The sequence below is a fragment of the Jiangella gansuensis DSM 44835 genome, assembly GCF_000515395.1.
GTDB lineage: Bacteria > Actinomycetota > Actinomycetes > Jiangellales > Jiangellaceae > Jiangella > Jiangella gansuensis.
The window spans coordinates 2,646,168-2,660,714 of record NZ_KI911782.1; the positions used below are offsets into that span (position 1 = coordinate 2,646,168).

The 14,547-nt window shown below is 71.6% G+C and carries 13 protein-coding genes; 4 read left to right on the forward strand and 9 right to left on the reverse strand.

Features of this window, described 5'->3' with window-relative positions; all coding sequences use genetic code 11:
- Positions 1-2 precede the first annotated feature (2 nt).
- From JIAGA_RS35645 to JIAGA_RS0112740, 3 genes are all read right to left on the reverse strand, one after another.
- Entirely contained in the window at positions 3-482 is a 480-nt protein-coding gene (locus JIAGA_RS35645) for a hypothetical protein (protein ID WP_245597177.1), read from the reverse strand.
- A 19-nt stretch (positions 483-501) separates the two neighbouring features.
- Positions 502-960: a hypothetical protein gene (locus JIAGA_RS0112735; RefSeq protein WP_026875959.1), complete on the reverse strand. Its 459-nt coding sequence runs from the start codon at positions 958-960 to the stop codon at positions 502-504.
- A 77-nt stretch (positions 961-1,037) separates the two neighbouring features.
- Positions 1,038-1,559, reverse strand: coding sequence for a hypothetical protein (locus JIAGA_RS0112740; RefSeq protein ID WP_026875960.1), 522 nt, complete (start codon positions 1,557-1,559; stop codon positions 1,038-1,040).
- A 125-nt stretch (positions 1,560-1,684) separates the two neighbouring features.
- On the opposite strand from JIAGA_RS0112740, the gene dxs reads away from it, so the two are divergent.
- Complete coding sequence (dxs, locus tag JIAGA_RS0112745; protein WP_026875961.1) at positions 1,685-3,607, forward strand: 1-deoxy-D-xylulose-5-phosphate synthase; 1,923 nt, start codon at positions 1,685-1,687, stop codon at positions 3,605-3,607.
- 2 nt (positions 3,608-3,609) lie between these two features.
- Positions 3,610-4,728, forward strand: coding sequence for an AI-2E family transporter (locus JIAGA_RS0112750; RefSeq protein WP_157553103.1), 1,119 nt, complete (start codon positions 3,610-3,612; stop codon positions 4,726-4,728).
- Positions 4,729-4,840: 112 nt separating this feature from the next.
- Here the strand turns inward: JIAGA_RS0112750 and JIAGA_RS0112755 are convergent, their stop codons facing one another.
- From JIAGA_RS0112755 to JIAGA_RS0112765, 3 genes are read right to left on the reverse strand one after another with little or no spacing between them, the layout of a single operon-like run.
- A complete protein-coding gene (locus tag JIAGA_RS0112755) occupies positions 4,841-6,949 on the reverse strand; it encodes a 3-hydroxyacyl-CoA dehydrogenase NAD-binding domain-containing protein (protein WP_026875963.1) in 2,109 nt (702 codons plus the stop codon).
- Entirely contained in the window at positions 6,949-8,175 is a 1,227-nt protein-coding gene (locus tag JIAGA_RS0112760) for a thiolase family protein (RefSeq protein ID WP_026875964.1), read from the reverse strand. The genes JIAGA_RS0112755 and JIAGA_RS0112760 overlap by 1 nt, the downstream gene beginning before the upstream one ends.
- Positions 8,176-8,198: 23 nt before the next feature.
- Complete coding sequence (locus JIAGA_RS0112765) at positions 8,199-8,921, reverse strand: DNA alkylation repair protein (protein WP_026875965.1); 723 nt, start codon at positions 8,919-8,921, stop codon at positions 8,199-8,201.
- A gap of 179 nt (positions 8,922-9,100) precedes the next feature.
- Between JIAGA_RS0112765 and JIAGA_RS0112770 the strand changes: the two genes are divergently transcribed.
- Positions 9,101-10,507, forward strand: coding sequence for a protoporphyrinogen/coproporphyrinogen oxidase (locus JIAGA_RS0112770; RefSeq protein ID WP_026875966.1), 1,407 nt, complete (start codon positions 9,101-9,103; stop codon positions 10,505-10,507).
- 154 nt (positions 10,508-10,661) lie between these two features.
- Here the strand turns inward: JIAGA_RS0112770 and JIAGA_RS29470 are convergent, their stop codons facing one another.
- Together JIAGA_RS29470 and JIAGA_RS0112785 are read right to left on the reverse strand one after the other, a co-directional pair.
- Positions 10,662-11,879, reverse strand: coding sequence for a ribonuclease D (locus JIAGA_RS29470; RefSeq protein WP_211239637.1), 1,218 nt, complete (start codon positions 11,877-11,879; stop codon positions 10,662-10,664).
- Positions 11,876-12,478, reverse strand: coding sequence for a DUF3000 domain-containing protein (locus tag JIAGA_RS0112785; protein WP_211239638.1), 603 nt, complete (start codon positions 12,476-12,478; stop codon positions 11,876-11,878). The genes JIAGA_RS29470 and JIAGA_RS0112785 overlap by 4 nt, the downstream gene beginning before the upstream one ends.
- 74 nt (positions 12,479-12,552) lie before the next feature.
- Between JIAGA_RS0112785 and hemE the strand changes: the two genes are divergently transcribed.
- Positions 12,553-13,626, forward strand: coding sequence for a uroporphyrinogen decarboxylase (gene hemE / locus JIAGA_RS0112790; protein ID WP_026875968.1), 1,074 nt, complete (start codon positions 12,553-12,555; stop codon positions 13,624-13,626).
- On the opposite strand, the gene JIAGA_RS29475 is transcribed toward hemE, so the two are convergent.
- Entirely contained in the window at positions 13,596-14,522 is a 927-nt protein-coding gene (locus JIAGA_RS29475) for a DUF4349 domain-containing protein (RefSeq protein ID WP_084469651.1), read from the reverse strand. The genes hemE and JIAGA_RS29475 overlap by 31 nt on opposite strands.
- Between the last annotated feature and the right edge of the window lie 25 nt (positions 14,523-14,547).

The following is a 14,547-nucleotide window of genomic DNA, read 5'->3' on the forward strand; positions in this document are numbered from 1 at the left end:
CATCATCGCGTGCTGACGCTCTGGTCGTTGCGGACGCCGCCCTCTCGACCCGGATGAGCGAGGTGGCATTGCGGACGGTTCTGGACTTCGAGGCGGGATGGCGAGGGGTTCGCGACGCCACCTGGGTGGTGGACCACGCCGATCCCTTCGCCCAGAGTCCACTGGAGACCCTCGGTCGCCTGACATTCATCGAATACGGTCTGCCGATGCCGATCTCGAACGCTTGGGTCGAGGTGGGCCGGGATCGCTATCGAGTCGATCATCTCCTTCCGGACCGGTGGTTGGCGTTCGAAGGTGACGCCTCGTTGAAGTACGACGGTCGTGACGACGCTGGGCGTGTCGTGGCCGAACAGCGAGAACGCGAGTGGCGGCTGCGTGACAGCGGCGTGGAGGTGGTCCGCTACGGCTGGGATCTCGCTCGCCACGACCGAGGTCGGCTTGCCGCTCGGTTTCGGCCGCACAGCGGAACTCAGCCGCAGCACGCGACCCAGACCCAGGACGTTACGGAAGGTCAGGGGGCTCGACGGGGTCGGGTGCGACGGTGTCGCGATCCCGGCCGCGCAGGGCAACGATGCCCGCCAGCATGACCAGCAGCGCGGCCGCGCACACCCACGCGCCGGCCTGAACATCGCCGACGGAGAACGCGATGGCGTCGTCGGCCGAAGACATCACCGCCCAGAGCACCAGGACCGCGACGCCGATCAGCCAGCCCAGGCTCAGCACGAACCGCGACAGCAGCAGTGCCCCAACGATGCCGAGCACCGCGACCACGGCCAGCGGCATCGCCATGGAGTTCCAGTAGGACGTCGGCTCACCGGTCGCGTCGGTCTGGAACAGCCGCTCCAGTCGGAACTGGGTGGCGTCGTCGCCGTCGTACCAGTTGAGGTAGGCGCTGGCGGTGACACCGAGGGCGCCGACGGCCGCGACGACTGCGGCACCCGCGCGCTGGCGTGTGATCATGTGGATCGCCTCCTCATCGAGGGTCCCTATGGATCACTCTGCCACGCGGGTGAGCCCGTGCGACGCGGATCGGACGATCAGGAGTCGCCGTCGAACATCGACAACGGCGCGTCGACCTCCTCGCGGCGCGGTCCCATGACCGCGACGCCCACCAGAAGGGTCACCAGCCCCGCCACGCACACCCACACGCCGTAGCGCACATCGGCCCAGGCTGGTGCGTTGTCGGTGGCGTCGCCGATGGCCCGCATCAAGCCCCAGAGGACGACCGTGGCCACGCCGATCATCCAGCCCAGCCCGATCAGCAACCGGAACCGGACCAGGGCGCCGAACGCTCCGAGCGCACCCACCACCGCGAGCGGAGCGGCGACCGACGCCCAGTACCCGGTGGCCATCGCCGGAGGCCCGGTCTCGACCAGGTGGCGAATGGGCAGCTCGCGGGGTGCGCGGTCGCCGTACCAGCTCAAGTAGGCGCTGCCGGCGCACAGCACGCTGCCGGCCGCGGCGATGATGGCGCCGATGGCTCGCCGGCTCATCCCACCGAGCCGGCCCGTCGCGCCGGCCCCGTCGGCTCCCGTCGGCACCTCGTCCTCGTGTTGCACAGCGGAAGGCTAGTGGCCGCTGCCGCGCACAACAACCTGCGACGCGGCGCGCACCTGGACGTGATCGCGAAGGCCGGGCCATCTAGACTCGACAGTCAGCACCGGCGCGACAGGAGGCGGCACGCGTGGGACTTCTCGACCGTATCGAACATCCGCGCGACCTGCGGGAGATGTCCGATGCCGATCTCGAGACCTTGGCCGCGGAGATCCGTGACCGGATCGTGTCCACGTGCGCGCCCAACGGCGGGCACCTCGGACCCAACCTCGGCGTGGTCGAGTTGACCATCGCCGCACACCGGGTGTTCGACTCACCGCGTGACCCCATCGTCTTCGACACTGGTCACCAGGCCTATGTGCACAAGATGATCACCGGCCGGCACGCCGACTTCGGGCGGCTCAAGCAGGCGGGTGGGCTGTCGGGTTACCCGAGCCGGGCGGAGAGCGAGCACGACTGGGTCGAGAACTCGCACGCCTCCACGGCGCTGTCCTACGCCGACGGCATGGCCAAGGCGTTCGCCGTGCGGGGCGAGCGCGACCGCACCGTCGTCGCGTTCATCGGCGACGGCGCGCTCACCGGCGGGATGGCCTGGGAGGCGTTGAACAACATCGCCGGCGGCCCGCAAACCGGTCCGGACCGGCGGCCACTGGTGATGGTCGTCAACGACAACGGCCGGTCCTATTCGCCCACGGTGGGCGGGCTCGCGCGGCACCTCTCGGGGTTGCGCACCGACCCCCGGTACGAAGAGGCCCTCGACGTCGTCAAACGCACCCTGGGCCGCACCGCGCTGGTCGGGCAGCCGCTGTACGAGGCACTGCACGGCATCAAGAAGGGCCTGAAGGACCTCATCGCGCCGCAGGGCATGTTCGAGGACCTCGGGCTGAAGTACATCGGCCCCGTCGACGGGCACGACCGCGCCGCCGTCGAGCAGGCGTTCACCCAGGCCAAGAAGTTCCGCGGGCCGGTGCTGGTGCACTGCCTGACCCAGAAGGGCTACGGCTACGACCCGGCCCTGCGCGACGAGGCCGACCAGATGCACAGCCCGGGCGCGTTCGACCCCGCCACCGGTGCGCCGGCCGGCGGCCCGGTGCGCGGCTGGACCGACGTGTTCAGCGACGCGCTGGTGCACGCGGGGCGGGAACGGCCCGACGTCGTCGCGATCACCGCCGCGATGCTGGGCCCCACCGGCCTCGAGCCGTTCGCCCGAGCGTTCCCCGACCGTTGCTTCGACGTCGGCATCGCCGAGCAGCATGCGGCCACCTCGGCCGCCGGCATGGCCATGATGGGCCTGCACCCGGTGGTCGCCGTCTATGCGACGTTCCTGAATCGCGCTTTCGACCAGGTCCTCATGGACTGCGCGTTGCACCGCGCCGGTGTCACGTTCGTGCTCGACCGCGCCGGCGTCACCGGCAGTGACGGGCCGTCGCACAACGGCATGTGGGACCTGTCGATCCTGCAGGTCGTGCCGGGGCTTCGGTTGGCCGCACCCCGCGACGGCGCCCAGCTCACCGAGCAGTTCGCTGAGGCACTCGACGTGGACGATGCCCCAACCGTGGTCCGCTTCCCCAAGGGGCCGGTCGGCCACGACATCCCGGCGTTGGAACGCCAGGGCGGTGTCGACGTGCTGGCCCGTTCACAGACGACGGATGTCCTGCTGGTCACGGTCGGCGCCATGGCCGGAATCGGCGTCGACGCCGCGAACCGGCTGGACGCACAGGGCGTCGGCGTCACCGTCGTCGACCCACGCTGGGTGAAGCCCGTCGACGACGCCCTCGTGTCGCTGGCCCGTCAGCACCGCCTGGTGGTCACGGTCGAGGACAACGGACGCGTCGGGGGCTTCGGCACCGTGCTCGCGCAGGCGCTACGCGACGCTGACGTCACCGTGCCGTTCCACGGCTACGGCCTGCCGCAGGAGTTCCTGCAACACGCCAAGCGTGGCGAAATCCTCGCCGCGGCGGGCCTGACCGCGCAGAATCTGGCACGCGAGGTCTCCGGCCTGGTGGCGGCGCTGGACAGTGCCGCGTCGCCCCACGATCGAACGACGGTGTGACGGTGCCCGACATTCCTCCCAGCCGGCCGCGGGACGACCCCGACTGGCTGCGCCCGGAGGCGATCATCGCCGGGCGGTTGCTGATCATCGGCTTGGCCCTGGCTGCCGCCATGTGGCTGGTACTGCAGGTGCAGTTCATCGCGACGGCGGTCGTGCTGGGCTTCGCCGAGGTGGCGCTGCTGTGGCCGCTGGCTCGCTGGTTGCGCAGCAAGCGGGTGCCGGCAGTGTTCGCGGCGCTGCTGTGCGTGCTGCTGTTCCTGGCGTTCTTCGCCGGGCTGCTGGTGTTCGTGATCACCGAGGTCGTCGACTCCTGGCCGCGGATGGTCAACGCGATCACGGGCTCGGTCAACGAGATCAACGCGTGGCTGGAGGACGGCCCGTTCGGCCTGGACACCCAGAATGTGCAGGACTTGCTCGACGAACTGGAGTCGCGGCTGGGTGACGTGCTCGGCGGAGTCACCAGTGCGGCGGTCGGGGGGTTGTCGTTGGTCGGCAACTTCGCCACCGTCATCCTGATCGCGACGTTCTTCGCGATCTTCGCGCTGACCAGCGGCGACAAGCTGTGGAAGCAGTTCGTGGGCGTGCTGCAGCCGCACCAGCGCGACCCCGCCGACGCCGCCTTCCGCGGGTCGATGCGCACCGTGGGCAACTGGTTCTACGCCTCCACCATCACCGGGCTGGTGGACGGCGTGCTGATCGGCGTCGGCCTGCTGATCCTCGACGTCCCGCTGGCGGTGCCGATCGGTGCCCTGACCTTCCTGATGGCCTACATCCCGCTGGTCGGTGCGACCCTGGCCGGCGCGGTCGCGGTGCTGGTGGCGCTGTTCTCCGGCGGGTTCACGACGGCGATCTGGGCGCTGGTCATCGTGGTGATCGTGCAGCAGATCGAGGGCAACGTGCTGTCGCCGCTGCTGATGTCGCGGGCGCTGAACTTCCACCCGGTCGTGACGCTGATCCTCACCACCGCGGCGGCGGCCGCGTTCGGCCTGATCGGACTGTTCCTGGCGGTGCCGGTCACGGGCGCCATCGCCGCCGCCGTCCTGGCCTGGAAGCGGACGGTCCGGGCCCAGCAGCTCGCCGCTGCCGCACCGCCGCCGGAGGACGAGCCCTCACCAGCGTGAGCGGTTCCTCCCCGGCGTGAGTGGTTCCTCACCGGCAAGCAACGGCAGCGGGCCGGCCTGTGACGTAAGCGAGCCGCGCCACCTCGATGAGGCGGCGCGGCTCGCGGTGTTCTCAGGACGAGCGGACGCTCGCCGTGCCCGGCGGGAGGAAACGCCGCCCGGTGGCGCGTTCGGCGACGCCACTGCGGTCCAGGTAGGGCGTGATGCCGCCGAGGTGGAACGGCCAGCCGGCGCCGAGCAGCAGGCACAGGTCGATGTCCTGTGCCTCGGCGACGACGCCCTCGTCCAGCATGAGGCGAATCTCCTGCGCGACGGCGGACAACGCCCGCTCCCGCACATCGTCGCTGGTCAGCACCGTGTCGCCCTGTTCGAACAGGGCGGCGGTGTCGTCGTCGAGGAACGGCTTGCCCTGCTGATCCCACGACCAGATGCCGGGTTTGCCGGCGGCGACCAGCCGGCGCAGGTTTTCCGACACACCGAATCGATCCGGGAAGGCATCGTGCAGTGTCTCGGCGACGTGCAGGGCGACGGCCGGACCGACCAGCTGCAACAGGACGAACGGCGACATCGGCAGCCCCAGCGGCGCCAGCGCGTTGTCGGCGACGTCGAGCGGGGTGCCTTCGTCGGCGGCGGCGGTGACTTCGCCCATGAGCCGGGTGAGTACGCGGTTGACGACGAACGCCGGCGCGTCCTTGACCAGGACGCACGACTTCTTCAGCGTCTTCCCGACCGCGAAGGCGGTGGCAAGGGTGGCGTCATCGGTGCGATCGGCCCGCACCACCTCGACCAGCGGCAGCACCGCGACCGGGTTGAAGAAGTGGAAGCCGACCGCCCGCTCCGGGTGCTGCAGCTTCGCGGCCATCTCGGTGACCGACAGCGACGACGTGTTCGTGGCCAGCACGCACTCCGGCGACACGACGGCCTCGAGTTCGGCGAACACCTGCTGCTTGACCTTCATCTCCTCGAAGACGGCCTCGATGACGAAGTCGGCGTCGGCGAAGACGGCCTTGTCGGTGGAGCCGGTCACGAGAGCGGTGAGGCGGTTGCGTTGGTCGGGCGAGATGCGTCCCTTGGCGAGCAGCTTGTCGATCTCGCCGTGCACGTGCTGGACGCCGCGCTCCACCCGTTCCTCGTCCAGGTCGGTGAGGACGACCGGCACCTCGAGGCGCCGGACGAACAGCAGCGCCAGCTGGCTGGCCATCAGCCCGGCACCGACGACGCCCACCTTCGTGACCGGCCGCGCCAGTGCCTTGTCCGGAGCACCGGCGGGACGCTTGGCCCGGCGCTGGGTGAGGTCGAAGGCGTAGACGCCGGAACGTAGCTCCTCGCTCATGATGAGGTCGCCCAGCGCCTCGTCCTCGGCGGCGAAGGCTTCGTCGCGGGTGGCGGTGCGCGCCGCGGCGATCAGCTCCAGCGCGCGGTACGGGGCCGGGGTGGCGCCGCGCAGCCGGCCGTCGGCGATGGCCCGCCCACGGGCGACCGCGGCGTCCCAGGTGGCTTCGGAGCGGTCCACCTCGGGCCGCTCGACCGTGACGTCGCCGCGTACCACCTGCGCGACCCACCGCAGCGACTGTTCGATGAAGTCGGCCGCGTCCAGCGCGACGTCGGCGATGCCGAGCTGCGCCAGCTGCGGCCCCTTGAGCATGCGGTTCTGGTTGAGTGCGTTCTCGATGATGACGGTGACCGCGGGATCGGGGCCGATGAGGTTCGGCAGCAGCCAGGCGCCGCCCCAGCCGGGGACGAGGCCGAGGAAGACCTCGGGCAGCGCGATGCCCTGTGCGGCCTTGGACACCGTCCGGTACGTACAGTGCAGCGCGATCTCCAGCCCGCCGCCCAGCGCCAGGCCGTTGATCAGGGCGAACGTCGGCACCGGGCCGTCGGCGAGTCTGCCGAACGCCCGATGGCCCAGCCGTCCCAGTTCGACGGCCTGCTCGCGCTCGGTGACCAGGGCCAGCCCTTTGAGGTCGGCGCCGGCGGCCAGGATGAACGGCTTGCCGGTGAGGGCGACGGCGACCACGCCCGGCTCGGCGTACGCGGCGTCGATGGCCCGCTCGAGGCCCAGCATCGTGGCCGGGCCGAGCGTGTTGGGCTTGGTGTGGTCGTGCCCGTTGTCCAGGGTGATGAGCGCGGCCTTGCCGGCGCCGAGCGGCAGGTCGACGAACCGCAGGTGCGCGGCGGTGACGACCTCGTCGGGGAAGACCGTGGCCAGGTCGGTGGTCATCAGGCAGCAGCCTCCTCGATGTACTCAGCGTGGTGCGGGTTCTCCCAGATCACGGTGCCGCCCATGCCGATGCCGATGCACATGGTGGTGATGCCGTAACGCACCTCCGGGTACTCGGCGAACTCGCGCGCGAGCTGGGTCATGAGCCGGACGCCGGACGAGGCCAGCGGGTGCCCGACGGCGATGGCGCCGCCGTACGGGTTGACCCGGGGGTCGTCGTCGGCGATGCCGAAGTGGTCGAGGAACGCCAGCACCTGCACGGCGAACGCCTCGTTGATTTCGAACAGCCCGATGTCGTCGATGGACAGACCGGCCTTGGCCAGCGCCTTCTCCGTCGCGGGGACCGGGCCGACACCCATGACCTCCGGCTCGACGCCGGCGAAGGCGTAGGAGACCAGCCGCATCTTCGGTGTGAGCTCGAGCTCGCGCGCGGCCTCGGCGCTTACCAGCAGCGCCGCGGTGGCGCCGTCGTTGAGGCCCGCGGCGTTACCGGCGGTGACCCGGCCATGTGGGCGGAACGGCGTCTTGAGAGCGGCGAGGTCGGCGACGGTGGTGCCCGGGCGTGGCGGCTCGTCGGCGGTGGCCAGGCCCCACCCGTTCTCGGCGCTGCGGGTGGCCACGGGCACGAGGTCGGGCTGGATCTTGCCGTCGGTGTAGGCCTGGGCCAGCCTGGCCTGGCTGGCCGCGGCGAACGCGTCGGCGCGGTCCTTCGTCAGGTGCGGGAAGCGGTCGTGCAGGTTCTCCGCCGTGGTGCCCATGACCAGCGCGGACGGATCGACGAGCTTCTCGGCGAGAATGCGCGGGTTGGGGTCGACGCCCTCACCCATCGGGTGCCGGCCCATGTGTTCGACGCCGCCGGCGATGACGACGTCGTACGCGCCGAACGCGATGCCACCGGCAGTGGTGGTGACCGCGGTCATGGCGCCGGCGCACATCCGGTCGATGGCGAAGCCCGGGACGCTGCGCGGCAGGCCGGCCAGGAGAGCGGCCGTCCGCCCGATGGTGAGGCCCTGGTCGCCGAGCTGGGTGGTGGCGGCGATGGCGACGTCGTCGACCCGCTCCGGCGGCAGGGCGGGGTTGCGCCGCAGCAGCTCACGGATGCAGTTGATGACGAGGTCGTCCGCGCGGGTCTCGTGGTACATGCCCTTGGGGCCCGCCTTGCCGAACGGGGTGCGTACCCCGTCGACGAACAGCACGTCGCGAACAGGCCTGGGTGGACGTGGCACAGCGGCCCTCCTCGATCTGGAAGCTACTCACGAGTAACAATACTCGGAACGACGATGTTACGCAGCGCCTCGCGGCGTGACAACGGGGACAGGCGGGCCTCGTGGTCGGCGACGAACCGCCGCACCCAGCCCGGGTCGGTCTTGGAATGCTCGCGCAGTGCCCAGCCGATGGCCTTGCGCAGGAAGAAGTCCCGATCGGCGGCGTTCGCGAGGACGGCATCGGTGAGCAGGTCGACGTCGAGACCGCCTTTCGCGCCGATCTGGCAGATGACCGACGCGCGGCGGCGCCAGCGGTCCGCGTCGCGGGCCCACTCGCGCATGACCGGGCCGACGACGTCGTGGTGCGCGCGCAACAGCGGGCCCACCGAGTGGATGGCGACGTCGTCGACGTGGTCCCACCAGGCGCCGCTGACGATCTGGTGCTCGAACAGGGGGAGGGCGTCGAGCTGGATGGCATAGGCGGCGTAGGGGCGCAACTGCGCGAGCTGGGTGGCGGCATAGCGCTCCTCCCGGTACGTCGCGTCGTCCCAGAGCGTCCGGACGGTGGCCCGCCAGCCGGCCGCGTCAGGGAGCGGATGATCGCGCAGGACCGGCCGCAGCGCCGCCGTGCGAGCCGGCTTGGGCACGCCGAGAAACGGCATCGACGACTTCAGGTAGGCGCGCATGGGCTCGGCCTTCGCCGGGTCGGCGACAGCACGCAGTGCGGCCCGGACCGCGTCGATGAGGGCAGTGTCGGCGGCGCTCATGGTCGCAACGCTAGGCGCTGGCGCCGACGACGGCACCCCGCCACCAGGCGTTCTGGCGCTCCACCAGGCATGCAATGCCCCGTGGAGCGGGTGCACCCCTGCCGGACGTGATCATTTTGGTCCGAGGCGGGTGTCCGCGGCGTGTCGCGGACCGGGTCGGCGCTAGGCTGAGCGCTTACATGAGCGGCTCTTACGATCTGATCGTGATCGGCGCCGGGCCCGCGGGGCTCGCCGCCGCGTGGCGTGCTGCCCAGCGGGGTATGAAAGTCGCCCTGCTGGAACGGGCCGACCACGTCGGCGGCATGGCCGCGTCGTTCGACGTCGGAGGCATCCGCGTCGACCAGGGCTCGCACCGGCTGGCTCCCAGCACGCCGGCGCCGCTCCTGGCCGACCTGCACGAGCTGCTCGGCGACGACCTCCAGCGCCGCCGCCGCACCAGCCGCATCCGCGTCGGCGACCAATGGGTCGCGTTGCCGCTGCGCGCCGACGAGGTGGCTCGCCGGCTGCCGCCGTCGCTGCTGGCGAAGGTGGCTCGCGACTCCACCGTGGCGAAGTTCCGCCGGCAGTCGGCCGACACCTACGGCGGCCTGGTGCGCAGCCGGGTCGGCCCGGCGCTGTACGAGTCGGTGTACGGACCACTGGCCGAGAAGCAGTGGGGCATGCCCGGCGACCGCATCAGCGCGGACCAAGCCCGCCGGCAGGCCGACCGTATGGGCACCTGGCGGGTGGCCGCCCGCGCGCTGGCGCGTACCCGCCGTGGCCGCGGCGGCGCCGGGACCGGCGGGTACCTCTATCCGCGCACCGGCTTCGGGCAGCTCGTCGAGGCGCTCGCGGACGCCGCTGTGGCAGCCGGGGTGGAGATCCGTTGTGAGGCCGAGGTCGACCGGGTCCGCGTCACCGAGGACGAGGTCGAGGTCAGCACGCAGGACGGCGACGTCATCACCGGCGGGCTGGTGTTCTCGACGCTGCCGCTGCCGGTGCTGGCGCGCATCTCCCGGCCGGCGCCGTCGCTGACCTCCATCGAGTCCTCGGCGCGGCTGCGGTATCGCGCGTTGCTGCTGGTGTACGTCGTGCATCAGGGCGGGCGCTGGATGCCGCACGACTCCCACGACATCCCCGACCCGCGTACGCCCGTGTTGCGCATCTCCGAACCCGCCAACTACCGCAACAATCCCGACGACCCCGCCGACCGGTCGGTGTTGTGCGCGGAGATCCCGTGCTCCATGACCGACGACGTGTGGGGACTGGACGACGAGTCGCTGGCCGACCTCGTCGACGAGACCCTCGGCCTGACCGGCCTGCCGAAGGTCAACCGGGTGCACGTCGAGACCCGCCGTATCGGGCAGGTACACCCGATCTACCGGGTGGGATACGAGCGCGACCTCATCGACGTCGACACGTGGGCACGCATGATCCGCCGGGTCGTGACGCTGGGCCGGCAGGGCCTGTTCGTCCTGGACAACATCGACCAGGCGCTGCTGATGGCCTATGACGCCGTCGACGCCATCCGCGACGACGGCCGGTTCGACCGGTACGCGTGGACGGTGGCGCGGGAACGGTTCGCCCACACCGGCCCGGACGCCTGAGCGTCGCCGCGGCCGTCGTTTCAGGCGCTCCGACCGAAGCCGTGGTGCTCACCGGCGAGGAGGGCGACCCGGCGGACCCGCACCGGTGCAGGCAGCTTCCCGCTCCACGCGGCAAGCATCCCTGGTGAGGCGAACACACCCATGGTGGACGTGATCATTTCGCTTCGACGGGCTGGGTGAACGCTTCGGCGACGGCCGCGGCGGTGAGCTCGATCTGCCACTCCCGAGCGCCGCGGGACCGGAACAGCTCGCCCACCGTCTCCGGGGTGATCGGGTCCGGCGGCGCCCACGCGGCCCGGCGCAGGGTGTCGGGCGTGAGCAGGTTCTCGACCGGCAGTTCGTGCTGCTCGGCGAGTTCGGCCACCCGGGCCCGGGCCGCGGCCAGCCGGACCGCGGCATCCGGTTGCCGCGACGCCCAGGCACGCGGCGGGGGAGGACCGTCGTACGGCGCGGTCTGCGGCGGCAGCTGGGTCTCGGGCAGCGCCCGTGCCTCGGCCACCGCGCCGAACCAGCGCGACAGCTCGCGGCGCTGCGACCGGCCCCGGTAGACGGGCATCGCGGCCATCGCCTCGGCACTGGTGGGCATGGTCATGGCAGCCTCGATGATGGCGGCGTCGGGCAGTACCCGGCCGGGAGAGAGGTCGCGCTGCTGGGCCAGCTGGTCGCGGGCCTGCCAGAGCTGCCGGACGACGGCGAGCCGGCGACGGTCGCGGACGCGATGCAGCCCGGAGGTGCGCCGCCACGGGTCGGCACGCGGCTCGTTCAGCGGCGCGGCCAGCACGGCGGCGAACTCTTCGTGCGCCCAGTCGAGTTTGCCGGCGGCGCGCAGCTGTTCCTCCAGCGCGTCGCGCAGTTCGATGAGCAGCTCGACGTCCAGGGCGGCGTAGCGCAGCCAGTCCTCCGGCAACGGCCGGGTGGACCAGTCGGCGGCGGAGTGCCCTTTCTCCAGCGTGTAGCCCAGGATGCTGTCGACCAGCGCGCCGAGGCCCACCCGCGGCAGCCCGAGCAGCCGGCCGGCCAGTTCGGTGTCGAACAGCCGGGCCGGGCGCATGCCGACCTCGTCGAGGCAGGGGAGATCCTGCGAGGCGGCGTGCAGCACCCACTCGGTGTCGGCCAGCGCGGCGCCGAGCTCGGAGAGGTCCGGTAGCGGGATCGGGTCGATCAGTGCCGTCCCGGCGCCCTTGCGGCGCAGCTGGATGAGATAGGCGCGATGCCCGTAGCGGTACCCGGACGCGCGTTCGGCGTCGACGGCGACGGGGCCGTCGCCGCCCGCGAAGGCGTCGATGGTGGTGCGGAGGGTCGCGTGGTCGACGACGACCTCAGGTAGGCCGTCGCGGGGTTCGAGCAGTGGGGTGGAGTCTTCGCCGGTCAACGGCTCCGCCTCCGGCGCGTGGAAGGAATGGCGACGACACCGGTCGGCAACGGCTCCAGGCCGGCCGCGGTGGTGAGGGCGTCGCCCCAGGCCAGGGCGTGCGGGGTGAGGTCGGGCTCGAGCGGCGTCCAGGACGCGCGGATCTCGATCTCGGCGCTGGCGAGCTCACCGGCCATGCCACCGAAGCCCTCCGACGCGACCCTGGTGACGGTGCCGCTGGCCGCGGTGTAGGGCGCCAGCCGGGCGCCGAGCGCGTCGATCATCCAGGTCCACCCGACCGCGAGGAGCAGCGGGTCGCTGCCCATCTCCGGCTCCAGGTTGGCCCGCAGGTACGTGACCAGCCGAAACTCTCCGTGCCAGGCCTCCTGGCCGGCAGGGTCGTAGAGCAGCACCAGGCGCCCGGTCGCGGTGGCGTCGTCGTCGGCCTCATCGACGACGACGTCAGCGCTCAGCGCGTGTGTATGCGGGGCCAGCCGCTTCGGGGCGGCCGTCTTCTCGAGGTGGACCTCGGGCCGGAACCGTGCGGCGTGCAACGATTCCACCGCACGTTCGAAGACAGCCGGCACCCCGGGCTGGATGCCCTCGGTGCTCCTTGCCACAATTGGCAGACTAGGCCCGTTTGACGGTCGCGTCAGGCAGGCACGCCCGGCATGCGACGATCAGTGATGTGACCGTGACCTTCGACGACAACTCGTCCAGCTCCTCGTCTTCCCCGTCCGATCCCGCCCAGAGCCTGTTCGCGCGCGCAGCTCGTGGCGAACGCACGAGCCGCCCACCAGTGTGGTTCATGCGCCAGGCCGGGCGGTCTCTGCCGGAGTACCGGCGGCTGCGCGAGGGGGTGCCCATGCTGGAGTCGTGCACCCGCCCGGACATGGTGACGGAAATCACGTTGCAGCCCGTGCGCCGTTACGGCGTGGACGCGGCCATCTTCTACTCCGACATCGTGGTCCCGCTGCGAGCGGTCGGCATCGACGTCGACGTCAAACCCGGAATCGGTCCGGTGGTCGCCAGCCCGATCCGCGCCGCGGCCGATCTCGAGCGGCTGCGCCCGCTGGAACCCGGCGACGTCACGTACATCGACGAGGCGGTTCGTTCCCTGGTCGGTGAACTCGGCGGCACCCCGCTGATCGGTTTCGCCGGCGCGCCGTTCACCCTCGCGTCCTACCTGGTCGAGGGCGGGCCGTCGAAGAACCACGAGGTCACCAAGGCGCTGATGCACAGCCACCCGGAACTGTGGCACGAGCTGCTGAGCCGGGTCGCGGCCATCTCCGCGGCGTTCCTCGACGTTCAGGTGCGGGCCGGCGCGACGGCGGTGCAGCTGTTCGACTCGTGGGCCGGCGCGCTGTCGGCCGCCGACTACGCGAAGTTCGTGCTGCCGCACAGCGCCACCGTGCTGGACAGCGTCATCGACGTGCCGCGCATCCACTTCGGCGTCGGGACATCGGAGTTCCTGCCGTTGATGGCCTCGGCCGGGGCCGACGTCGTCGGCGTCGACTGGCGGCTGCCGCTCGACGAAGCCGCCCTGCGGGTGCCCGGCAAACCGCTGCAGGGCAACCTCGACCCGGCCATCCTGGGCGCGGACTGGCCGGTCATCGAGCGCGAGGTCGACCGCATCGTCGCCGAGGGCCGCCGCGCACCTGCCCACATCTTCAACCTCGGCCACGGCGTGCTCCCCGGCACCGATCCCGGCGTGCTGGCCCGCGTGGTGGAGAAGGTTCAGACCGCCGGGGCGTCCGGCGCGGCCTGACCCTGGCCCCGTCGCCGGCGGAGGACAACATAGGCGGGCACCGCGATCATGGCCGCCACCACCGCGAAGGGCAGCACCGCGCCGATCACGGTCAAAGCGCCACCACCGACGGTGAGCAGCGCCTTCCAGCCGCCGGACAGGCCGGCGAGGAAGCCGCTGTCGTCGTCATCGGGGGGCGGCGCTTCGCCGGCGGCGTGCAGGCTGAGCGTCACCGTCGCCATCGCCGTCAACCCGGCCAGTTCTTCCTGCCGGCTCAGCAACGCGTCCAGGTCGGCCTCGCGGCGGGCCAGCTCCGACTCGATCTCCACCACCTCGGCCAGTGCCGTGGCCTCGGCCAGCAACGCCCGGATGCGGGCGATGCTGGCGCGCTGCGACTCGATGCGCGAGGCGGTATCGACGACCTCCTGGGTGACGTCCTCGGTGCCGCGGGAGCGGTCGGTGACCTCACCCAGCGTCTCCAGGTCGGAGACCGTGTCCTGGTGGCCGTCGGACGGCACTGAGAGGGTGAGCGTGGCGTGATCGTCGCCGCTGACCTGCTCATGGGCGACGAAGCCGCCGGCAGCGGTAACGATGCTCGCCGCCTGCGCGGCCGCCGCGGGCACGTCGTCGGCGACCACGGTCAGCTCGACGGTGTAGATGATCTGCCGGCCGGTGCGGACCTGGGCCGCCTGGAGCATGCCGCCAGCCTCGTCCGCGCCGGAGTCGGCGCTGTCGCCGGCGTTGTCGGCCGCTTCCTCGCCACCGGCGGGCGCCGCTCCATCGCCCGCCTCGGCCGCTGGAGCGTCGTCGGCGCCGCCGCTGGTGGCGCTGTCAGCACCGCCGCCGCTGCACGCGCCCAGCGCCAGGGCCGCCGCCAGAATCGTCCCGATCGAGCCCACTGCCGTTCGCCGTCGCATGCTGACCTCCGAACCGCTCGCCCGT